Annotated in this window: 24 protein-coding genes; 9 read left to right on the forward strand and 15 right to left on the reverse strand. The window is 43.8% G+C overall.

The window, feature by feature from the left end; all coding sequences use genetic code 11:
• Positions 1-5: 5 nt before the first annotated feature.
• The 11 genes from flgK to KYJ26_RS03395 all read right to left on the reverse strand — a co-directional run bounded on the left by flgK (position 6) and on the right by KYJ26_RS03395 (position 8,729).
• On the reverse strand, positions 6-1,583 hold the full coding sequence (gene flgK / locus KYJ26_RS03350) for a flagellar hook-associated protein FlgK (RefSeq protein ID WP_219165928.1): 1,578 nt from the start codon (positions 1,581-1,583) through the stop codon (positions 6-8).
• A gap of 29 nt (positions 1,584-1,612) precedes the next feature.
• Positions 1,613-2,107 carry a flagellar protein FlgN gene (locus KYJ26_RS03355; protein ID WP_219165929.1) on the reverse strand — a complete coding sequence of 165 codons (495 nt, stop codon included), beginning with the start codon at positions 2,105-2,107 and terminating at the stop codon, positions 1,613-1,615.
• 17 nt (positions 2,108-2,124) lie between these two features.
• Positions 2,125-2,394, reverse strand: coding sequence for a flagellar biosynthesis anti-sigma factor FlgM (flgM, locus tag KYJ26_RS03360; RefSeq protein WP_307513559.1), 270 nt, complete (start codon positions 2,392-2,394; stop codon positions 2,125-2,127).
• A gap of 110 nt (positions 2,395-2,504) precedes the next feature.
• Positions 2,505-2,921 carry a TIGR03826 family flagellar region protein gene (locus KYJ26_RS03365; protein ID WP_219165930.1) on the reverse strand — a complete coding sequence of 139 codons (417 nt, stop codon included), beginning with the start codon at positions 2,919-2,921 and terminating at the stop codon, positions 2,505-2,507.
• A gap of 60 nt (positions 2,922-2,981) precedes the next feature.
• Entirely contained in the window at positions 2,982-3,587 is a 606-nt protein-coding gene (locus KYJ26_RS03370) for a ComF family protein (RefSeq protein WP_257474868.1), read from the reverse strand.
• Between the two features lie 88 nt (positions 3,588-3,675).
• Complete coding sequence (locus KYJ26_RS03375) at positions 3,676-5,163, reverse strand: ATP-dependent helicase ComFA (protein WP_374939748.1); 1,488 nt, start codon at positions 5,161-5,163, stop codon at positions 3,676-3,678.
• Positions 5,164-5,365: 202 nt separating this feature from the next.
• Positions 5,366-6,217 (reverse strand): DegV family protein, encoded by an 852-nt coding sequence (locus tag KYJ26_RS03380; RefSeq protein WP_219165932.1) that lies wholly within the window; start codon positions 6,215-6,217, stop codon positions 5,366-5,368.
• 172 nt (positions 6,218-6,389) lie between these two features.
• Entirely contained in the window at positions 6,390-6,752 is a 363-nt protein-coding gene (locus KYJ26_RS03385) for a PilZ domain-containing protein (protein WP_219165933.1), read from the reverse strand.
• 183 nt (positions 6,753-6,935) lie between these two features.
• On the reverse strand, positions 6,936-7,838 hold the full coding sequence (locus KYJ26_RS03390) for a DMT family transporter (RefSeq protein ID WP_219165935.1): 903 nt from the start codon (positions 7,836-7,838) through the stop codon (positions 6,936-6,938).
• A gap of 168 nt (positions 7,839-8,006) precedes the next feature.
• Positions 8,007-8,132: a hypothetical protein gene (locus KYJ26_RS23870; protein ID WP_257474870.1), complete on the reverse strand. Its 126-nt coding sequence runs from the start codon at positions 8,130-8,132 to the stop codon at positions 8,007-8,009.
• 78 nt (positions 8,133-8,210) lie between these two features.
• A complete protein-coding gene (locus KYJ26_RS03395) occupies positions 8,211-8,729 on the reverse strand; it encodes a DUF6241 domain-containing protein (RefSeq protein WP_219165936.1) in 519 nt (172 codons plus the stop codon).
• A gap of 187 nt (positions 8,730-8,916) precedes the next feature.
• Between KYJ26_RS03395 and KYJ26_RS03400 the strand changes: the two genes are divergently transcribed.
• Positions 8,917-10,083, forward strand: a complete 1,167-nt coding sequence (locus tag KYJ26_RS03400; RefSeq protein WP_219165937.1) for a 3-phenylpropionate MFS transporter — start codon at positions 8,917-8,919, stop codon at positions 10,081-10,083.
• A 119-nt stretch (positions 10,084-10,202) separates the two neighbouring features.
• Here the strand turns inward: KYJ26_RS03400 and KYJ26_RS03405 are convergent, their stop codons facing one another.
• Positions 10,203-11,108: a C40 family peptidase gene (locus KYJ26_RS03405; protein WP_219165938.1), complete on the reverse strand. Its 906-nt coding sequence runs from the start codon at positions 11,106-11,108 to the stop codon at positions 10,203-10,205.
• A gap of 462 nt (positions 11,109-11,570) precedes the next feature.
• Between KYJ26_RS03405 and treP the strand changes: the two genes are divergently transcribed.
• The 5 genes from treP to KYJ26_RS03430 all read left to right on the forward strand — a co-directional run bounded on the left by treP (position 11,571) and on the right by KYJ26_RS03430 (position 16,049).
• A complete protein-coding gene (treP, locus tag KYJ26_RS03410) occupies positions 11,571-12,986 on the forward strand; it encodes a PTS system trehalose-specific EIIBC component (protein ID WP_219165939.1) in 1,416 nt (471 codons plus the stop codon).
• A gap of 343 nt (positions 12,987-13,329) precedes the next feature.
• The gene (gene treC / locus KYJ26_RS03415) at positions 13,330-15,015 is read left to right on the forward strand and encodes an alpha,alpha-phosphotrehalase (RefSeq protein ID WP_219165940.1); all 1,686 of its coding nucleotides are present in this window, start codon (positions 13,330-13,332) and stop codon (positions 15,013-15,015) included.
• A 184-nt stretch (positions 15,016-15,199) separates the two neighbouring features.
• On the forward strand, positions 15,200-15,349 hold the full coding sequence (locus KYJ26_RS03420; protein WP_219165941.1) for a hypothetical protein: 150 nt from the start codon (positions 15,200-15,202) through the stop codon (positions 15,347-15,349).
• Positions 15,346-15,819: a hypothetical protein gene (locus KYJ26_RS03425; protein WP_219165942.1), complete on the forward strand. Its 474-nt coding sequence runs from the start codon at positions 15,346-15,348 to the stop codon at positions 15,817-15,819. Before KYJ26_RS03420 ends, KYJ26_RS03425 begins: the two co-directional genes overlap by 4 nt.
• A 68-nt stretch (positions 15,820-15,887) precedes the next feature.
• Positions 15,888-16,049 carry an aspartyl-phosphate phosphatase Spo0E family protein gene (locus tag KYJ26_RS03430; protein WP_219165943.1) on the forward strand — a complete coding sequence of 54 codons (162 nt, stop codon included), beginning with the start codon at positions 15,888-15,890 and terminating at the stop codon, positions 16,047-16,049.
• Positions 16,050-16,078: 29 nt separating this feature from the next.
• Here KYJ26_RS03430 and KYJ26_RS03435 read toward each other — a convergent pair whose 3' ends face one another.
• Positions 16,079-16,687, reverse strand: a complete 609-nt coding sequence (locus KYJ26_RS03435; RefSeq protein WP_219165944.1) for a nuclear transport factor 2 family protein — start codon at positions 16,685-16,687, stop codon at positions 16,079-16,081.
• A 118-nt stretch (positions 16,688-16,805) separates the two neighbouring features.
• On the opposite strand from KYJ26_RS03435, the gene treR reads away from it, so the two are divergent.
• Positions 16,806-17,528, forward strand: a complete 723-nt coding sequence (gene treR, locus KYJ26_RS03440; protein WP_219165945.1) for a trehalose operon repressor — start codon at positions 16,806-16,808, stop codon at positions 17,526-17,528.
• A 406-nt stretch (positions 17,529-17,934) separates the two neighbouring features.
• Here treR and KYJ26_RS03445 read toward each other — a convergent pair whose 3' ends face one another.
• Together KYJ26_RS03445 and KYJ26_RS03450 are read right to left on the reverse strand one after the other, a co-directional pair.
• Complete coding sequence (locus tag KYJ26_RS03445) at positions 17,935-18,612, reverse strand: response regulator (protein ID WP_219165946.1); 678 nt, start codon at positions 18,610-18,612, stop codon at positions 17,935-17,937.
• Positions 18,613-18,641: 29 nt separating this feature from the next.
• Complete coding sequence (locus KYJ26_RS03450; RefSeq protein WP_219165948.1) at positions 18,642-19,784, reverse strand: sensor histidine kinase; 1,143 nt, start codon at positions 19,782-19,784, stop codon at positions 18,642-18,644.
• Between the two features lie 522 nt (positions 19,785-20,306).
• On the opposite strand from KYJ26_RS03450, the gene KYJ26_RS03455 reads away from it, so the two are divergent.
• Both KYJ26_RS03455 and KYJ26_RS03460 read left to right on the forward strand, forming a co-directional pair.
• Positions 20,307-20,942 carry a YigZ family protein gene (locus KYJ26_RS03455; protein WP_219165950.1) on the forward strand — a complete coding sequence of 212 codons (636 nt, stop codon included), beginning with the start codon at positions 20,307-20,309 and terminating at the stop codon, positions 20,940-20,942.
• A 201-nt stretch (positions 20,943-21,143) separates the two neighbouring features.
• On the forward strand, positions 21,144-22,172 hold the full coding sequence (locus tag KYJ26_RS03460; RefSeq protein WP_219165951.1) for an LCP family protein: 1,029 nt from the start codon (positions 21,144-21,146) through the stop codon (positions 22,170-22,172).
• Positions 22,173-22,234: the final 62 nt, after the last annotated feature.

Raw genomic sequence — 22,234 nt, forward strand, 5'->3', positions numbered from 1 at the left:
CCTACCTATCTTCCAACGGTCCCCATGCCGTTGATGATTTTATCGAGCAATTCGTCCTGCAGTGTGATCATTCTCGCAGAGGCGTTGTAGGCATGCTGGAATTTGATCATGTCGGTCATTTCTTCGTCAAGGGATACACCGCTGACGGACATGCGGCGTTCGTCCACAGCTCCTCTCAGTACTCCCGAGTTGCTGGCAAGTCGAACGGATTCTTGAGATTCTACGGCCATTTTCCCGATTACGGATTCAAAGTGCCCTTGGAATGAGGCATCTTCTTCACCGTAAGGCAGTTTAGTCGTAGTGATAATATCGGCTAGGACCAGGGCATTTGATGCGTCACCAAGGGTCGGATTACCTGCACCTGCTGTCGCGATGTTGTCGAGGTTGCTCATTTCATCGGCAACTTGAAGTCTTTGAGCAAATCCTGCTTTAGACACACTATCCAGATCTGCTGCGGCATTCTTCGCATCCTTAAAGAACTTCGGTGTATTTGGAGTATCGGTGTTAGGATCAAAGTTTGGATCGTTCATTTGTTCCGGTGTGTATCCTTGTTGATGCTGTGCATTGAATGCTTTGGCGAATTCATATGCCATGCTGTCCAGTTCATCTAGCATGCTGATGTAGGAACCTTCTGCTTCACCGTCTTTATTTTTGAAGCCGTATGTATCTATCAATGCTCTGAGTTTCCCTTCCCCTTGAGATAGGAAATCATTGACGTCAAGTGTCTGGCTTCCAACCGATACAGTATCCACCGTATTTTGCGGGCCTCCATAGGTGAGCTTCAATTCATTCACGCCACTTTTTCCGACAAGGTTCACGGCAAGGTTTCCGTCTTTCCCGACCAATGTGACTGTGACGGCACCTTCTGCGATTGGTGATGAGGCTCCTCCATTGGACTGGTAGCTCGTTTGGATGGAAACATGCTGGGAAAGCTCATCGATCAAGCGGTCTCGCTCATCGTATAGATCATTGGGCAGATAGCCGTGCGGTTCAACATCGGCTATTTGTTTATTAATATTGTCGATTTGTCTCGAAAGGGAATTGATTTGCTTTTCACTGACAGAGAGCTCATTTTTCAGATCGCCCCGGACACTTGTCAGGGAGGATGATAAGTAGTTGAATGTTTCTGCAACAGCCTTCCCTCTCTCAACGACTACCGATCGTGCACCTGAGTTGGACGGGTTCACCGCTAGATCCTGAAGGGACTGCCAGAACATATCCATCGTCTTCGATAACCCTGAATCAGACGGTTCGTTCATAACTTCTTCCATCTTCTTCATCGCTTCCATTTTGGTCTCCCAGTAGCCAAGCTTTTGATTTTCACCTCTATACTGCATGTCCAGGAATGAATCGCGGACGCGCTGAATCGAACCGGCGTCGACTCCCGTTCCTATTTGACCGGGGATTTGCGGACGGTTCATGGCTGGGGAAGGGTAAGGTTCTGTTTGGACAAAGTTGACCCGTTGACGGGTGTATCCTGGGGTATTGGCGTTGGAGATGTTGTGGCCAGTCGTATAAAGGGCGCCCTGCTGGGTGTACATGCCCCGTTTTGCCGTTTCAAGGCCCATAAAAGTGGATCGCATGGTGTTGCCTCCGTTTCAATTAGTTAGTGCTATGCTTTCGAATCGAATAGGGATTGACTTGACGGTATTTTCTTTTCACCGTTCGGACGTGAATAGGTTGTTTGATCCGGCTGCGGCTGCGTCATCGACAGATTCATATTCACGAATTGAAGAGATTGATAGACTAGCTTTTGGTTCAGTTCATTTCGAACTTTTAACTCTCCAATGATGCCGACCAGTTTTTGCTGCCAGTGGGCAAGGGTTTCTTTTTCTTGAGGTGAACTGTGCTCGATGCATTGGGATATGGTTGGTGCCTCGGTAGTAGCCACTCCACGTGATTGAAGGTAGTGACTGGATTCCCGTTGTCGCTCCACTTCCACCGTATTGATGGCGGCCAGATGCTTCTGCTCATCCTTCAGCACACGATCCAGCTCACTCATATCACCTTTTTTGATGACATCCGTCTTATTCACTGAAAGGTCGAACAAACTTTTGTGCAGCTTGTACAGTTTTTCAAGAGTTGCGATGAGGTTGTTGGCTGACATGTTTGTTCTCTCCCTTTTTATTGACCGTTATAGAAATTTCGTAATCCTTTGGCGATGGCTTTCGGATCGATGGTGTAGTTCCCGCTCTGAACCTGATCTTTTAATGCTTCCACTCGTGCCTGGCGCTCTTTGCCGAGTTTGGAAACCTCCTGCATTTCTTTGGCGGCAGAAGAGATTTCAATTTTGTCGGATGCCGGTTTACCCGCTTTACCGACCTCATCCATTTTGTTCAGGTTGCGCTTATAAGGATTGATGTTCTGATTTCCGATATTGTTAATCTTCATCATGTTCCCTCGCTTTCTTCACGTACATGGTTTCTACCTAGTATATCGGATGAAAACAGGTTTTGTTTAGTCTCAGGGACTGGTTAGTTCTTCCTGAATTCTCTTCCTCAAAACTAGTTCTTATCTCTCATCGTGTAATAGGTTCTCTGGCCGGATTCCTGGGATTTATTCTTCCATTCCTGCTCCGTTTCGAACTTTTTCAGATCACTGGCAAGTTCAGAAGAACAATCACTGCAAATCCGCCCCGTCCCAATAATCTTCCCGCATTTATCACAAGGATAACCCATATTCGGAAACTGCCTCGTCTGAATTCGGCCTTTCTTAACCCATTTATATAGAAGTTCCTCGTCTACACCGGTCACTTCTATGACACGATCCATACTAGCGGCACGGTTTTCGCGCTTCTTTAAAAATTGATAAACCGTTTCATACATATTTTCTTCTTCTTTATAACATTTATCGCAAACATCACGGAACTTATTTTGCATAAAAATCGTATTGCAGCGTGGACAATTGATGATTTCTGACATGACTGTTTCCTCCCGATAAAGCTTCTCTTATTTATTATATCGGCAGAGAGGAGGATTGCTTTAACCCCTTGCGAGAGTCAAGGAAGAAACCTCGGCAGCCCCCGATTCCTTTAATAGCTTTGCAGCCTGCCTCAAAGTCGTACCCGTCGTATAAATATCATCAAATAGCAGAATATTCTTGTCTTTAACTCCATTCCCCTTTAATCGAAATACCTGCTCCTGTTTAAGACGCTCACTCCGTGTTTTCTTAGACTGCTTTTCTGAGTGCGACCGGGTGAGCATATTGGAGGGACGGACCTCTGCCTTCTCCAAAAGTGCGGTAGATTGGTTAAATCCTCTCTCATAGAGGCGTTCATCACTAAGGGGAATAGGAATAATGAGGTCATATTTTCGTTTAGCGAGATAGAGTTTAATAGTATGAGAGAAAGCTTGAGACAACGCATAATCTCCCCGGTATTTATATCTCGCCAGATAATCTTTTATAAAGTCATTGTAATGAAAAAAGGAATGGTTATGATCCAGAATTCCTTTCCAATTTGGATTCTGTTCCCACCTGTGACAATCCAGGCACACATCCTCCTTTACCAAGTTAGAAGGCAATCCATCCAATGACCTGGAGCATCCGTTGCATCTCTCCCCACCTTCTATTTTTTCTAACTGTACCAAACACTCCTCACATAAAAATTGAGGCTCGCTGTGAAATAAGCCTTTCCACGACAACAACTCCACCAACTCACCTTCACAATACAAACAGTTAGTTATCATGTATCAAGCCTCTCTTTCTAGCTTCTTTATTCATCCCATCAATATGCAGGAGGGACTTGATCATTTCCCTCGTCCGTCCGTAATGAAAATACACAACGTCACCCGACGGATAATCAGAGCTCCTCCCCACCCTTCCTGCAATCTGCACAAGAGCGCTTTCGGTGAAAATCTTTTCTTCCGCCCCGAGAACTGCCACATCTATATTCGGGATGGTCACACCACGTTCTAATATCGTAGTCGTTAGCATAATAGGAATCTCATTACTTCTCATTTTCAACACTTTCTCTTTTCTGTCAGGGTCCTCTGCATGAACGGATTCGATAAGGGGATCCATTTCTTTGAACAGGAGCAGGGCTTTTTCCATGAGTTCGACGGTTGGAAAGAAGATCAAGGCTTGTTTGGATTGCTGGAGTTTTAATAACGTCCATTTCTTCAATGCAGGGGGAATCCGATTTTTTGTTAATGCTTTTTTCCAAAGTCCGCACCAGACGAATCTCGGTGGAGGAATCGGGTGACGATGGAAGCGGGCAGGGATTTGGATGAAGTTCCTTTTCCCTTTGAGGCATTCCTTCTGCGTTATTGAATCAGGCGTTGCGGTCAGATATATGATGGACGAACGGGGTTTACGGGCATGTTCGACAGCCAATTGAAGGGATTTGTCATAGGAATATGGGAACGCGTCGACTTCGTCTATGATCATGACATCAAAGGCTTCTTTGTACCGGTACAGTTGGTGGGTGGTGGAAAGGACGAGCTGTCCATAGGTGTGTCGCTCCTCAGACCCCCCGTATAGAGTAGTGATGGATGTATCGGGAAACACCTTTTTAAGACGGGGAGAGAGTTCCAGGATGACATCGGTACGGGGTGCGGCAATGCAGACGCGTTTACCCTTTTGAAGAGATTCATAAATTCCTTTAAAAAGGACCTCCGTCTTACCAGCTCCGCATGCGGCCCAAATGAGGAGATCACCTCCGTTTTCAACAGCGGATAGCAATTTATCCGATGCTTCCCTCTGAGCTGCAGAGAGTTCGCCTGACCAGTCAAAGGCAGCCCGGGATGAATCAAGTGGCGCCCCGTTCCACTTTATGAGCGGAGTGCATTCAGATACTCTCCCCATCATGATGCAATTTCGGCAGTAGGTGCAGTCTGTATGACAACGTGCGCATTGGAAGGCAGAAAACAAATGAGGACGGTTATTTCCACAACGGCGGCACTGTGCATTGGATACTCCTTTATCATAAGAAACATATCCATTTTGATAATGCTCCTGAAGGATATCGATTGAATGTGGTATCTCATCTAATAATAATGATCGTCCACTGAGGTAGGATTGTAAGTCTGGTGAAAAATGATAGGAAGGGTTAAGAGTTTGAGGTGGCAGTGTGGTGAAGTCTGAGATTTTCTGAAAAATGGCTGGATCTTTTACAAGTGGTTCAGGGGTTAAGCTTTTGTTCATTAAAGCAAAACGCAAATACATCACTCCTTTTGTTTGGATAATAATGTATTCTACGCTAGGGTCAGAATATCCTGCTTAATGTAAAAACAGTGCCAGACACAAAACAATCGTTTCGTGCCTGGCACCGTTAAAGGATGCGAGAATGTACCCGGTACATAAAGGAGCTGTTGTACTAGGTACATGACGACACTATTGTACCTGGTACAAATCAGTAACCAATCCCTTACCGGCTCATCTTCTTCGCCCAGCCCATCCCCATCGAACCCTCACCTAAATGAGTCCCAATGACCGGACCGAAATAACTCACATTGAATTCAACGTTCGGATACTTCTCTTCCAGCTCATTCTTCCACTCAATCGCTTCTTCTTCCCGATTGGCATGAATGATGGAGGCCTGATATGTTTCACCGGACGCGACTGCTTCTTCCAGGATGCCTTCCACCCGCTTCAACGCTTTTTTCTTGGTACGGATTTTTTCAAAAGGAACGATCACTTTGTCTACGAAGTGCAGCAGTGGTTTCACTTGCAAGAGGCTTCCAATGATGGCCTGAGCTTGAGATAACCGTCCGCCGCGCTGGAGATGGGCAAGATCGTCTACCATAAAGTAAGCCTGAACAGACTCCTTCATTTCATCCAATAACCCGACGATTTCTTCAGCCGTTTTTCCTTCACGCTCAAGTTTTGCCCCTTCAATGGCATAGAAGCCTTGTATCATGCAGCTGATTTCTGAGTCGTATGGATACACTTTAATGCCCTCGACCATTTCACCTGCCTGCACGGCACCTTGGTACGTGCCGCTGATTCCACTCGATAGATGAATAGAGATGACCGCATCGTATTCCGCAGAAAGCTTTTGGAAGAGCTCCACGAACTGTCCTACAGGAGGCTGTGATGTGGTCGGGAGTTTATCCTGAATGCTGACCTCTTCATAAAATTCACTTGCTGTAATATCCACTTCTTCTTGATAGGTTTCCCCTCCAAATATGACGCTTAGTGGAATCATATGTATGTTGAGTCGATCACGCAATTCTTTCGGGATGTAGGCGGTACTATCCGTTACAATTGCCGTTTTCATATCGAATTACCATCCTTATTCTTTATTTAGACCCGGAGTCATCCTTGATCCGGACCTGTCTATACAAAGCTATGTATCCTAACCATTTTATATGAATATGTATTCTTTTGCATTATATTCATTGGAAAAACTCTTTCCAGAAGTTCATTGAAAGGATGGAACCCTCTTATAGTCATTTTTTAACATATTTCTTCAACTCATCAGTTATGCGCTCTTTAAGGCCGGCATCCCCTGTAAATTTCACCCCATACTGAAAATCGGAAAGACCTTTCTTCTTTTTCCATTGGATCACACCAACAGACGTGATTTCAGCAAAGCCTTCATCCAGCTGGAATGTCACCTGTAACCTGACTTCCTTTTCCAGATGGATGTCCAATAATGACTGAAGTCTGCATCCTTGAGGACTCAAGTCAACGATCTCCCCTTTGGCTGACTTGGATTGAATCGTTTGATCTCCTATCCCGACGATCGTAAACGAACAAGGGATGGGCTGTGAAAATGTAAAGCGATAGGATTCATCTCTCTTATACTTCATGATAAATCTCCTCCGTCCCGTTCAATATCCAGATTCAGGGAACATACTTATTACCAATATTATAGCAAATAATAGTAAATGAAATGATTCTATTTGCAAAAATTAAACAAACGTTTGATTAGTAGTCCGACCCCTTGAGATGAAAGGGTTCAGACATGTTAATCAAACGTTTGTTTAAAGGTCTTACCTCGTCCCTGCAGGTAAGGATGAGATGATTTTCTTAGACTTCCTTGAAGACAGGAATACCCCGGCAAAGATGATCAGCAACCCTAGAATGAGGTTGTGTGTCACCGGTTCCCCTAACAGCACGAAGCCCCAGATCATCGCAGTCCCCGGTATCAAATACGTCACCGTCGAGGCGAATTCCGGACTTCCATTGGTCATGATATAGAAATAAAGCAGCGTCGCGACACCTGAACCGAGACAACCCAGACCTAAAATACCAAGGATTACCTCACCTGATACTAAGTCACCGGCAGAGATTGGGTCAGTTATCATCATGCCCACAAACCCAACCGCTGCTCCGATCAATAGCTGGAACGTAGAAATCACGACCACGCTCGTTCCTGCCAAATACTTTTTTGTAAATTGAGAAGCAAACGCATAGCTCATCGTCGCGAGTACCATCGTCCCCACCCCTACAAAATCAGAGGAAAAGATTCCGCTCACTTCAAAATTCATCAGGACAAGAATACCGATGAAACCGACCGCGATTCCAATCCACTGGTATCCAGTCAACACGACGGCAAAGAATAAGAATCCGATCAGCCCAGTCCAGATCGGCGTCGTCGCATTCAGGATGGAAGCCGTGTTGCTATTGATCTGCGTCTCACTTAAGGCAATCAATGTCCATGGAAGTGCTGCATTCCCGATCCCCACCACAAATAGCTTCCATAAGGGGAGTGGTTTTCCCCCTTCCTTTTTCTTTTGGATGAAAAAGATAGGGAGAAGCACAAGGGCGCCTGCCAGGCATCTGAGGAATACAGTCCCCCACACCCCTGCAGGTTCCACGAGCCATTTGATGAAGACGAAGGACATTCCCCAGATCATGCTTAAGCCGATCAAGGCGGTATATAGTCTGGCCAATTCGCTTCCTCCTTCTTATTTATGTATAGTTTAGTAGATAAATAGATGTTATAGCATATTTCCGTTTATTTTATCCTACTCTTTCGTAAAATGAAATACTTTCTCAACACAAAAAAACCAGCCTACTTTGTCCCATAGCCTGGTTTAAATATAAGTGATTCCTATTTTTTATTTTTTTACACTTGGGACAGGCTTCAATCTGCGATACTTTCTGACTCTTGCAGCTTCGAGTTCATTGTGTTCCCTGGCGTCCTTTTCAAACAACTCACGTGCTTTCGCATAGATCATAGACATGGTGCTCGCCCTCCTTTTTGTAAAATGTAGTAAACTTTTCCCGATTTTATGTGTTTAAAACCAAATTTCTTAAAAAAATTATCTTGATTCTTTTTTTCTGCTTTCAATATAGGTCTTTTCTTCTTTGGATGAAAGTAAATCTGTCGCTATGCCGACATTCCCATCCTGGATCCTCCAGATGGCATTGTGATCACTGACTGCTTCGGAATAATCACCGTTTTTCCATCTCGTGAGGATTTTTTCATAAGTCGGTTCATATTTATAATTGTTCACCTTTAATTGAGATAATAAAAAATCGATACGTTCATCCGTAATTTCATAGAAAGACCATTTTTCCTCCGCTTTTACCTTCTGATGACTCATGGCGTGAATGTACTGTTGTATAAGCTTTTCACTTAATGGCGTTTTTACATTTTCGTTAAATGGATTTTCGTCCCTGCTTATGTTCTGCGTTGAATCTGTTTCAACCCCTGCAGTCGAAACATCGCCACCTCCATTTAAAGGATTTGGTTCTAAGCTTCCTACTGCTATGTAGACCCCGATAGCTGTTACCAGGAGAACGCTGCACAAAATGATTCCGATGTTTTTCCTTTTCATGGAATGCCCCCTATTCCTTCATATCTGTCGTTACTTCTTCTATTTCATATGAGGATAGTCCTGCTAAGTCAGTGATGTTTCAAATGACATAGGAATGAATGTGGTTGTATTTCATGTGAGGCTCCTATATAATGACTCAATGTTTGTAAAATAATTTCCAACTCTACATAAAGGAGATCTGATAGATTTGAAGAATCAGACGTGGTTATCACTTCAGTTCTTTGCGATTTTTTTCACATGGGGAATCTTCATTCCCTACTGGACGGCGTGGCTTGTGGAAAGTAAGGACTTCTCCATATCGGCGGCGAGTACGGTCATCGCAGTCGGAATGATTGCCCGTTCGTTTTCGAGCTTTTTCGTTTTTCCGAAGTTGAGCCAAACAGTTTCATTGGGACGATTATCAAGATGGCTTGTATTGATTTCAGCTGCTGCACTGCTGATGTTCCTGCCGATGAATTCGTTCGGGATGGTTATCGGATGTATGGTCGTATTCAGCCTGGTTTATCCAATGCTCCTTCCAATGGTTGAAAGCATGGCGGCTGTAATGATGAAGGAAGATGGGATTGATTATGGCCGGAGCCGGTCATGGGGATCGATCGGGTATACGACAGCACTTCTTGTGGTCGGATTTTTAACTTCGATTTTTACCGAGGGGGCCGTGATTTATCTTTTGTTCGGCGGAATTGTCGTGATTCTCCTTTCTTCTCTTATGAAGCTCCCACAGTCCATGAGCGGGACACGAGGGCAGGAGAAGCTGTCTTACCGTGGATTGCTGAAATCCCGGAAGTTCGTCTGGGCAATGGTGATTGTCGTCTTGATTCAAGGAGCACATGCTTCTTATTATAATTATGGGGTACTTTATTTGAAAGAGTTAGACGTGAGCGCCGTTTATATTGGTGTGATCTTGAATATTGCCGTGTTGTCTGAAATTGTGTTCTTTGCTTTTTCAGATCGGTTATTAAAAAGAAAGAGTATCTCTGTCATGTTCATGATCGCAGCAGGGGCTGCTGTGACGCGTTGGACATTGTTGTTCCTATTCCCCAGCACCCCTGTCTTCATCTTTACCCAACTTTTCCACTCACTAACCCTCGGATTGACACATTATGCATTTATGAGGTTGATTTATGAAGAGTTGGAGAGTAAGGATATCCCAGCAGCCCAGGGAGTGTATACGTCCCTTGGCATGGGATTGAGTACAGCGATTCTCACTTTTGTCGGTGGGTTTCTGTATGACATGTCACCGGGTACCGCGTTTTTAGGAATGGCGGTTGTGGTCGTTCCGTGCGTTGTGCTTGGCGGGTGGATGTATTGGAAGTATGATCGTGAGGCAAGAGGTGTGTTTAGTTATAAATAAAATGGTGACCGTCCGTTTTTCCCCGGGCGGTCTTTTTTATAAAGGGAAATGTTTTGAGTAGATTGTGCCTTTTGTGAAAAAACGCCCCACCCCTACCAGGCAGGACGCTTCAATCAATCTTAAAATCTCTTATACCCAACAAACTTAGGATTCCAATACGTGTTACTCAATTTGGAAACGACAACACCGCTATCGGAAGCATGAATGAATTCCCCGTTTCCAACGTAAATTCCCATATGACTTATGCCAGCTTTATATGTATTTTCGAAGAATACAAGGTCCCCTGCTTTCGGGCTGGATACGAAATAGGATTTGCTGTAATAGCCTTCAGTGTTCGTACGTGCAATCGATTGTCCCGCCTGGTTGAAGACATAGTAGATGAATCCGCTGCAGTCGAAGCCGGATGGTGTTGTGCCTCCCCATGCGTATGGAGTCCCTACGTATTTCTTGGCGATGTCAACGACGTTTGAAGTCGGGGCATCGGTTCCGCTTGAAGTTCCTTTAATCGTAAGTTTTTGACCAACATAAATGGAATCAGAGGTTAAGCTGTTCCAGGATTTAATTGACGAAACACTTACATCATATTTTACCGCGATATGGGACAGGGTATCTCCTGACTGAACTGTATATGTACTTGATCCAGTTGACGAAGTGCTCACCCCACCAGAAGAAACGATTAACGTCTGTCCAGGATAGATCACATCATTCGTCAAGTTATTCCATGTTTTAAGTTCTGACACATAGACATCGAATTTTGCTCCGATCTTAGACAGGTAGTCGCCTGATTGAACGGTGTACGTCTTCGCCGTGGTTGGGGCGGAAACTTCCAGTACTTGATTTACATAGATCATATCAGAGCTCAGGTTGTTCCAGGATTTCAGGTTTGAAACGGTTGTATCATATTTATAAGCAATCAACGAAAGGGAGTCCCCTGATTGTACGCGGTAAGATGCCGCTTCCGTTGAATTAGCAGCCATTGTCGAGATTAGTGCAGCAGTAGTAAATGCAATAATAGTCTTTTTCAAAAAAATGTCTCCTTTATTCATAATGTCGAAATTTGTTGCTTGTCCATTATGGCTGAAGGAGATTGAGATTTTAATAGGCTAAAATTCTTATCTAAAGAAAAATCAGGAAGAAACCCCAGTATAATAACACTTGGTACTTTATGGTCCTATTTCCAATGAATTTTAAAGTATGGTAATTCCGATATCATTATGGTTCCAGTTAAGTCATTTTAGAAATCTTTATATGATCTTTGAGTATAGAAATGAAAACGGCTACACTTTTTTATTGACAACTTGTATATACATGAATACAATAAAGTATATCTTGTATATACAACACCCCGAACAAAATGAAAGCGTTTTGACAAAAGCATGACATAAAGCGTTTTTCACATACTATTTAGGGGAATTCCATTAATAGAAATGAAAGCGGGTACAATCTAGACGCCCGGCATCTTTCACCATTCCAAGGGAGGGAATTTCATGAGCGTGAAACGTGAAGACGTTCTCGAAATCATTGAAGCGATTGGCGGCAAGGAAAATATCCATACGGCCACGCACTGTGTGACTCGTCTTCGGCTGGTTCTGAATGACGAGAAAAAGGTTGATAAAGAGAGATTAGAGGCAATTGACTTGGTGAAGGGGTCCTTCTCCTCAAACGGTCAGTTCCAGGTTGTCATTGGACAAGGTCTTGTAAATAAAGCGTATCAAATTTTGGCGGAAGAAACAGGGATCGAGCAGGCATCGAAGCAAGATGTAAAAAATGCCGCGACTCAGAACCTGAATCCACTTCAGCGTGCGATCAAGGTTCTGGCGGATATCTTCATTCCAATCCTGCCGGCGATCGTAACGGCCGGTTTGTTGATGGGTCTGAATAATATCCTGACCGGACCGGGAATTTTCTATGATGAGAAATCGGTCATTGATGTTCATAAACAATGGGCTGATTTCGCTTCGATCATTAACTTGATTGCCAACACGGCCTTTGTATTCTTGCCTGGGTTGATTGGTTGGTCTGCGGTCAAGCGCTTTGGCGGAAGTCCATTACTCGGTATCGTATTAGGTCTTATGCTGGTTCATCCGGACTTACTGAACGCCTGGTCGTATGCAAGTGCCGAAAAGATTCCTACGTGGAACTTATTTGGACTTGAAGTTGATAAGATCGGGTATCAGGGTCAGGTTCTCCCGATCTTATTTGCTTCATTATTATTAGCGAAAATTGAACAGTTTCTGGAAAAACGGGTCCACGATTCAATTAAGCTGTTGGTCGTTGCCCCGGTAGCGCTACTGATTACCGGATTTGCTGCGTTCATCCTGATCGGGCCAGTGACATTCTTCATTGGTAACATGCTGACTGACGGGGTGGTCTGGGTATTCGATCACTTCTCTTGGCTCGGCGGCCTTCTATATGGTGGACTATATGCGGTCATGGTCATTACCGGTATGCACCATACGTTCCTGGCAGTCGATTTACAGCTTGTATCAAATGCTGGCGGAACATTCCTATGGCCAATCCTGGCACTATCTAATATCGCTCAAGGTTCTGCAGCACTAGCCATGATGTTTGTAGCGAAGAAAGAAAACGAAAAACTGCGCGGTTTGGCAGGAACCTCTGCCCTCTCCGCTTATCTCGGAATCACCGAGCCTGCCATGTTCGGGGTGAACCTGCGATATAAATATCCGTTCATCTCAGCATTGATCGGTTCTGCCATCGGCGGTGTGTTACTCGCCATGACCGGTACGAAAGCCTTCTCCATCGGTGTCGGCGGACTGCCTGGTATCCTGTCCATCAAATCGGAATACTGGCTGCCATTTGCCATTGGAATGGTCATCGCCATCGTCGTACCATTCGTCCTGACCATGATCTGGTCGAAATTTAGTAAGAACGAAGTAGCCTAAATCATAGAAACCATAGATAGAGAAAAGAGTTGCAACAACTTGTATATACAAGTTAAACTAAGGGGGACAAATGAATTCTTAGCACTTGCCTGTAAAGGATAGTGACGGGATTGTTTGTCCCCTTTTCTTATTATAGGGACGGACCTCCAAACCCGCTGGTTTTGGAGCATCCTTTCCTATTAGGTAAGGGTTTTAGACGAATAATGGAAGGTCCGTCCCTCTCAATTGATAGACTTCCGAAGAACAAATCTCATCAAATCAACGATTATGTATAACTAAAGCGGCGGATTAACAGAAAAAGTGAGGTCCGTCCCTAAATATAAGTAAAGGATGGTGCGTGTTTATGAAGCAGCCTTGGTGGAAGAAAGCGGTTGTGTATCAGATTTATCCGAAGAGTTTTTATGATACGTCGGGGAATGGCGTTGGGGATATTAAGGGGATTACGGCGAAGCTGGATTATTTGAAGGAGCTTGGGGTTGATGTGGTGTGGATTACGCCTATTTATAAGTCTCCTCAAAATGATAATGGGTATGATATCAGTGACTATTTCAATATTCACGATGAGTATGGGACGATGGGGGATTTTGATGAGTTGTTGGAACAGGCACACGCCCGCGGCATTAAGATCATCATGGACATCGTGATCAATCATACGTCGACGGAGAATCAGTGGTTTATCGAGTCACGGAAATCAAAGGACAATGAGTATCGTGACTTCTATATATGGAGAGACGGTAACCCTGATGGTTCAGAGCCTACGAACTGGCAGTCTAAGTTCGGCGGTAACGCGTGGCAGTATGATGAGGAAACGGGGCAGTACTACCTCCACCTCTTTGACGTCACTCAGGCAGACCTTAACTGGGAGAATGATAAAGTAAGAAAGAAACTATATGACATGATGCACTTCTGGCTCAAAAAAGGAGTCGACGGCTTCCGTCTCGACGTCATCAACCTCATCTCAAAAGATCAGGATTTCCCGGATGACGACGGTTCCATCGCACCGGGAGACGGACGCAAGTTCTACACAGACGGTCCCAAGGTCCATGAGTATATGCAGGAAATGAACAAGGAAGTGTTCTCTCAATACGACATCATGACCGTCGGGGAAATGTCGTCTACGACGATTGATCATTGTATCAAGTACTCGAACCCGTCACGCAACGAACTCAGCATGACGTTCAACTTCCACCATCTGAAGGTGGATTATCCAAACGGCGAGAAATGGTCGGTCGCCGACTTCGACTTCCTGAAGCTGAAGGACATCCTGTCTATCTGGCAGCGTGAAATGCACGAAGGCGGCGGTTGGAACGCCCTCTTCTGGTGCAACCATGATCAGCCGCGGATCGTGTCCCGCTACGGCGACGACGGAGAGTATCGCACAGAATCTGCGAAAATGCTCGCCACGACAATCCATATGATGCAGGGTACCCCTTATATTTATCAGGGAGAGGAATTCGGGATGACGAACCCGAAATTCACAAGCATCGATGAATACCGTGACGTCGAGTCCATCAACATCTTTAATATTTTAAAAGAGCAAGGGAAATCAGAAGCAGAGATACTTGAGATCTTGCGCCATAAATCCCGTGACAACTCACGGACACCGGTGCAGTGGAACAGTGAAGAAAATGCCGGATTCACAAGCGGCACTCCTTGGATACCTGTGGCGAAAAACTATCAGGAAATCAATGCTGAGCAAGCACTGAAAGACGAAAACTCAGTGTTCTATCACTATCAGAAGCTGAACAGTCTCCGTAAGGAATATGACATCATCGTCAACGGTGACTATCAGCTGATTTTGGAAGATCACCCTGATATTTTTGCTTATGTACGAAATGGCGACGGTGAGAAACTACTTGTGGTGAATAACTTTTATAAGAAGGAAACGGAATTCACGTTGCCTCCTGAGTTGGACGTGAATGGCTGGACAAGCGAGATCCTCCTATCGAATTACGAGGATACAGCGAATGTATACGAGAACGTGGCGCTTCGTCCATATGAGTCTGTTGTGTTCCGTTTAACGAAATAAGGTAAAATAACGTTTGGGGTTTAGGCCCCGAACGTTATTTTTTTAGGATTACATTAGTAAAAATATGGGTATTGTGTACGACAAACCCCTTTTTGAAAGGATGCTTATGAACAACCAAATGAAAAAAGCGGTAAAAACCGCGTTATTATTGTATCCTATAATGATGGGTATAGGTGGAACGATTATGCTGGGTGTTCTTTTGTTATCGGTCATCCCTAAAGAAGAAATCCCAAGCGTCGCCCTCCCACTTTCCACGTTGGGAATCTACATATACGGAACTTGTGCAGTCTCAATAATTATAAGATTGACGTTCTTTAAAGGAGAAATCAAGTGAATATATCCGTAAAAACCATTCGATTTTCATTACTGTTTTTTTCAATTTTCGTCGGTTTGATGGGAACGATCTCATTGCTCGTTTTACTATTTTGGGGGATACCTAAGGAGGATCTCCGTTCGCAGCTACCTGCGATTCTCATATTGGCAGGGTTCTTTTACGGGATCTGTGCAGTGGCTCTTATCATTAGACACTTTTTACGAAATAAAGTCAGCAGTAAGAATGGGTCGTTTATTCAGAAAAGCCTACCGATGAAACAGATCTTCCGCTCAGGGCTGTTACTTTTCGCCATCATTACGATACTCAGCGGTACGTTTTCCCTATTTATCATTGCCCTTAACTTTTTTACAGAAGGAATTTTACCCCACCAGCCGTCTATGGCTTTAATTGCTTCAAGTATTCTCAACTATAGCTTTGCCACCCTATTTCTTCTGGTTCGGTCAAAATTTTTCAAAAGAGAGAAAATGTAAACCCACAAAAAATTAAGTTAACATTTATTCACTATTATGGGATAATAAAGCTAAAAGGAGTTCCTGCCATGAATGCCACGCCTAAAGTTCAAACCCTATTGCAAGAAATAGAAACAAAGCGCCTGGAACTTAAATACTTTGCACTATACCATGGTTTCTCACATCCCGAAACCGTGAAACTCAGTCAGGAACTTGATGAACTATTTAACCGGTATCAACGATTGAAATAAAAAAAGGCTGCGCTACGCAGCCTATCATCTTATTCCGTTGCTCCCTCTTCCCCTTCAGTAGCCAAGAAGAAGATCGCCGCTACTTTCCATCCATCCTCTTTCTTATGGAAGACGGTTACCTGCTTACCAGAACGAGTCACTTCCTTATCACTGTTCGGGTCCTTCGTCGTAGCTTTGATCTCAGCGTACACATCCGCTTTCTTTCCGGCTGCATAGTTGATGATCTTCACATTATCCACTGAACGCTTCGAATCGACAGAATCAAAGATCTGTTTTACATAGCGCTCTTCATCTTCGTACTTAAAGTTCACTGGTGTCTTCGAGATGACACTCATATATGAATCGAAGTCTTCTTCGTTAAAGGCATTGATATATTGATCAAAGGCAGCGTTGATGGCCGTCTTTTCTTCTTCCGGGATTCCTTCCGCTTCTTCCAGTGCGCTCGCGTCCTCTACGACCTGGGTCATCTGGTTTAATGATGCCGCCTCATCAGTCGCAGGATCTTCTTTCGGGTTGACCTCTTCTGTCTTGGCCGTATCTTTTTCTTCCTTCTTCTCTTCGTCTGCTCCACAAGCACCTAATAACAATGTGCTCATGCCAATTCCCAACATGATTTTCTTCCAATGCTGTTTCGACAATGCTCTTCACCCTTTTCTAAAATTTGCGCTATCTCCATTCTATTGAAAATATTCACAACACTCAAGTTGAATCTCATGTCTTCCTATTAATTATGGTAAAATAATAGCAGGTGATACTATGACGAAGAGTAATAAATACAAACAAATCTTTGAAGATCTTTCTGATAAAATTCAAAACGGTACCTATACAGCCAATTCCATCCTCCCATCGGAGAACGAGCTGACGGTCATTTACTCTACTTCACGTGAGACTATTCGTAAAGCGCTTACATTGCTGGCTCAAAAAGGATTCATCCAGAAGCTTCGTGGAAAGGGTTCCCTTGTACTCGATGTCTCCCGTATGAGCTTCCCCATCTCTGGCCTTGTCAGCTTTAAAGAACTGCAGACGTCCATGGGCCGTGATCATATCGAGACGTTCGTCCACGACTTTGGATTGGTGCAGGCTGATGACTCGATCGCAACTCAGCTTGAGTCTTCTCGTGGAGCAGAAGTCTGGAAAGTCATCCGCTCCCGTAAAATCGGTGGTGAGAGGATCATTCTTGATAAATCTTATTTTTTGAAAGAACAGGTTCCCCTGCTCACAAAAGAAATTTGCGAGAATTCCATCTATGAGTATCTTGAAGGTGAGCTTCAACTCCCTATTGATTTTGCGAAGAAAGAAATCGTTGTGGAAGAATGTACAGATGAGGACAGGGAATACCTTGATCTGAAAGACTATGATCATGTGGTCGTCGTGAAGAACTATGTCCATTTGAAGGATGCGACGATGTTTGAGTATACGGAATCGCGGCACAGGCTGGATATGTTCCGGTTTGTTGATTTTGCGCGGAGAAAGCATTGAGGGTGGGTCCACTTCCTTGTTGGGGAGTGGATTTTTTATTTGAATATTTTTATAGAGAAAGTTCGACACGACGGCACGATTATTACAACTCTCGCTTGATAATCTTAAATCTCGCATGAAAAATCTATACCCCGCACGATTATCTCCTATCTCGCACGATTCCTAACTAAACTCGCATGATTATCCCCGCGACAGTGATTTCAATCTCAACTCATCCCTTTCAAACCGGCGCAAAGTCCCATCCAGGACCTCATTCCAACTAAAACAGACAATCAAAGACTAAAAACCAATTAGTAACCTGGATTCTATCAACCAAAAAACCCAAACCCACAAAAAAACAGCCCTCCACCAAGAAGGGCCGCTCTCTCAACAACAAATTAACAATACTCTATCTCTCAACCGGTACTTATCGGACTTCCACCCAACCATTCTTAATCGCAGTCACCACTGCCTGGGTACGGTCGTTCACGTTCATTTTTTGAAGTATATTACTTACATGATTTTTGACAGTTTTTTCACTGATGTATAATCCTTCACCGATACCGCGGTTGCTCTTGCCGTCAGCAAGCATTTGCAGTACTTCACATTCGCGGCGAGTTAACAGGTGAAGCGGGCGGCGAACTTCGGATTGCTGGAATCCACCTGAGTTTTGAGCATTAGCCAGGCGTTTGTATTCTGCAACCAGGTTGTGCGTCACTTTAGGATGTACGTATGAGCCGCCTTCAGCGACAATCTTGACTGCATCCACTAAAGCGTCTGAGTCCATCTCTTTTAACAGATAACCCAGTGCCCCTGTTTTCAGCGCATGATTAACATAGTTTTCGTCGTCGTGAATGGATAGGATGATGACTTTCGTCTCCGGGTATTTGTCCATTAATTCACGAGTCGCTTCCACGCCGTTTGTCTCAGGCATGTTGATATCCATGAGGACTACGTCGGGTTCATGTGTTTCAACCAGGTTCATCGCTTCTGAACCGTCATCACCTTCTGCTACTACGTTGAAAGAAGGTTCGAACTCGAGGATTCGTTTAACCCCTTCTCTGAAAAGCTGATGATCGTCAATGATAACAATATTTGTTGCCATGTCTTTCGCCTCCCTAAACCTTGGAAAATTTACTTATTAAGCGGTACCTGGATCAGAATGACCGTTCCAGCCCCTACTTTTGAGTCGATCGTGATGTCTCCTTCGAGAAGGTCGACACGCTCTTTCATCCCCATGATGCCAAAGGATCCTGTTTTCTGTGTATCTTGATCGAATCCTTTGCCGTTGTCTTTAATGACAACTGTTATTTGGTCTTTCTTTACTTCTACTTTAACTTGGATATGTGTGGCTTCAGCGTGCTTAAGGGCATTCTGGACACTTTCTTGTACTAATCGGAACAGAGCGACTTCGAATTTGGAAGGAAGTCTGATATCGAGCCCCATATTCACAAACTGAATCGAGGTCTCCCGGTTATACTCTTCGATCGTACTCAAGTATTTTTTGAGGGTCGGTATCAACCCAAGGTCGTCAAGCGCCATCGGTCTGAGATCATAAATGATGCGGCGGACCTCATACAGTGCTGAGCGGACCATCCGTTTGAGATCGCGGATTTCCCTGATGGCGTCATCTGTGCTTTTCTCCCGGAACACTCGTTCAATTAAATCCGAGCGAATCATCACATTGGCCATCATTTGTGCAGGGCCGTCATGAATTTCACGGGACAGGCGTTTCCGCTCATCCTCCTGGGCCTCGATGATCCTGAGCCCGAAATCCTGCCGCTGCTTCGCGTCCTCTAACGCCTCATTGACCTGCCTTAAGTCACTGTTTAAATAATTGAGAACGACCGATATTTGTGAGCAAAGATTATCTGCCCGCTCGATCGTGTCCCCAAGTGCATGCAAGCGTCTTTCCAGTTCATCCCGGCGATCCCGAAGCTGCTTTTCCTGCTGTCTGTTCATGGATAGCTTCATCTGCAGGTCATGAGCCTTCTCATACGCTTCTCTTACCTGGTCCTCTGAATAGGTTTGGAAATGCTTGCTGACTTCAGATAGTCTGAGCCGGGCAAACTTCGATTTCTGCTGGAGGTCATCTCCCTCATCAATCACCTTCAGGACCATTTCTTTCACTTCTAATAATTCTTTCATCAAATCTTCATAATCAGTTCGACATTGCTCGCCAATCTGGAAGATTTCATCCTTACTTTCGTCAACCGTATCGACCATCTTTTTCAGGATGCCATCTAACATCTTGGTGTCTATTTTTTTTAGTGACACGGTACACCCCTCTTTTGTTCCACAATAGTCGTCCACCTAGAAAACTATCCTTGCATAGTAATAATCGGTCCAATAAGCTCTGTACACAATGATTTCATCATGTCCATAGACCCACTGTTCATCTATAATAGATAGTACCTATTATCAATTCAATGGAAAGTCACTGAAATCCTTTATTCATCTAGGCATATTCCTATGTAATACTTCTACCAAGGGATTATTCGCTCCAGGAATAATAGAGAATGAATGGCAATTATATAGACCATTAGGCTTCCCTTAAAGAGCGTTGGAACAACTGAAGTATTACTATCAGCGTCCATTATACCATGTCACATATTGTCGGAGATTAAAGTTTGATTACATTGTATTACCATTATTTCATGTAGAACCAGTTTTTACCTGACAATATACCCCATGCAGTTCCCAAATTGTGCATTCTTCATCATTTTTAGATATAGTAGAAATAGGATAAACGTGCGTTTTTTGTCGCAAATTGCGACAAGGGAGAAAGGAGAATGGAGTTTGCTACATCACTATAATACCGTCAAAGGTTACGGAGAGCATGAAATCACAATTGAACGGTCCAGATTCATCGCTTATGTGAATCGTGTGGAAACGGAAGAAGACGCACAGGAATTCATCGCGTCTATTAAGAAAAAGCATCATGATGCCAATCATAACTGTTCTGCCTATATGATCGGGGAGAATAATTTGATACAGAAAGCCAATGACGACGGAGAGCCGAGTGGGACGGCGGGAGTTCCTATGCTTGAGGTTTTAAAAAAGAGGGATCTCAAGGATACGGTTGTAGTCGTCACCCGATATTTCGGTGGCATCAAGCTTGGTGCCGGCGGTTTGATACGGGCATACGGTCGATCTACGTCTGAGGGACTCAACGCCACAGGCATAGTCGAGAGACGTCTTATGCGTATAATGAAGACGAAAATAGACTATACGTGGCTGGGAAAGGTTGAGAATGAAGTGAGGTCGTCCATCTATCAGTTAAAAGATATTCATTACTTGGATGCTGTTGAGGTCGAAGTGTATGTAGAAGAAGCTTCAAAGGATCAATTTGTGGATTGGATGACGGAACTGACGAATGGACAGGGTGAGATCTCCGAAGGGGATGTGGAGTACTTAGAGGTGGATATTAAGTAGTTCGACGAGGGACGGACCTCTGGAACAGAGGTCCGTCCCTCACTTGTAATGTAAATTTCATTTTACGGTTGATTGGTTACATAGTAAAATAATATTTGGTATAATTCGTCGAATTTTTAGAGATTCGGTTATTTTGTGAAGGTTTACATAGTAAAGGTTTTGCAAGACCACCCAACGATCGATAAAGGAGTTTTTATTTTTATGCCCTTAGACAGAGACTACAAGAGGATAACGAAACGAAAGAAACGACGGAGACGCGTGGTGTTTTTCTTAATTCTTCCCATGTTGCTTGTTGCATTTTCTGCTGCAGGTTATGGTGCTTACTTGTACAAAAAAGCGGAGACTGTTTTCTCAAGCTCTTACCAGGATCTTGATGGCAGGGAGAAATCAGAAAAACGCGAAAAAGCTGTGGATCCCAAAAATGATAACGTATCCGTACTCTTTATTGGTGTCGATGGTAGTGATAGTCGTGATTTCGGAGAGAAAACGAGATCCGATGCACTTATGCTTGCCACATTGAATGAGAAAGACAAAACAGTAAAACTTGTAAGCATACCAAGGGATTCATACGTTTATATCCCTGAGGTTGGATATGAAACCAAAATCAACCACGCACACTACTTCGGTGGTCCAAAAGCAACGATTGAAACCGTTGAAGAATCTTTAGATATACCTGTGGACTACTATGTGAAAATGAATTTTTATGCTTTTATGGACGTTATCGATGCTCTTGATGGTATTAAAGTCGACGTTCCTTATGAGCTGTCTGAAAAGGATGCTGAAGACAATAATGGTGCTATCCATCTGCAACCGGGATATCAAAAACTCAACGGCGAAGAAGCACTTGCTCTTGCTCGCACCCGTAAACAGGATAACGATATAGAACGTGGAAAAAGGCAGCAGGAAATTATTAAAGCTGTGATGAAGAGAGCAGTGTCAGCTAATTCTTTTTCCAAGTATGATGACATCATAGAAGCAATTGGGAATAACATGGAAACGAATATGACATTTGAAGAGATGAAATCCCTTACTAGTTATGGTTTAAATGGAAAGCTTGATCTAGAGACTTTATCCCTCGCAGGTGAAGATAATTATATTGATGGTACCTACTACTGGTCATTGGATGAAGAAAAATTAGATGAGGTCAGCGAAACATTAAAGCAGCATCTAGAAATAAAGGAAGACATTTCAATGGACCAATCAACGGAAGAAGAAGACAGTTTAGAATAATCTAAGCTGTCTTTTTTTATGGCAAAAATGGAACGAATAAAATGAACAAATGAAACAAAATA

Source organism: Rossellomorea orangium (genome assembly GCF_019334305.1).
Classification (GTDB): domain Bacteria; phylum Bacillota; class Bacilli; order Bacillales; family Bacillaceae_B; genus Rossellomorea.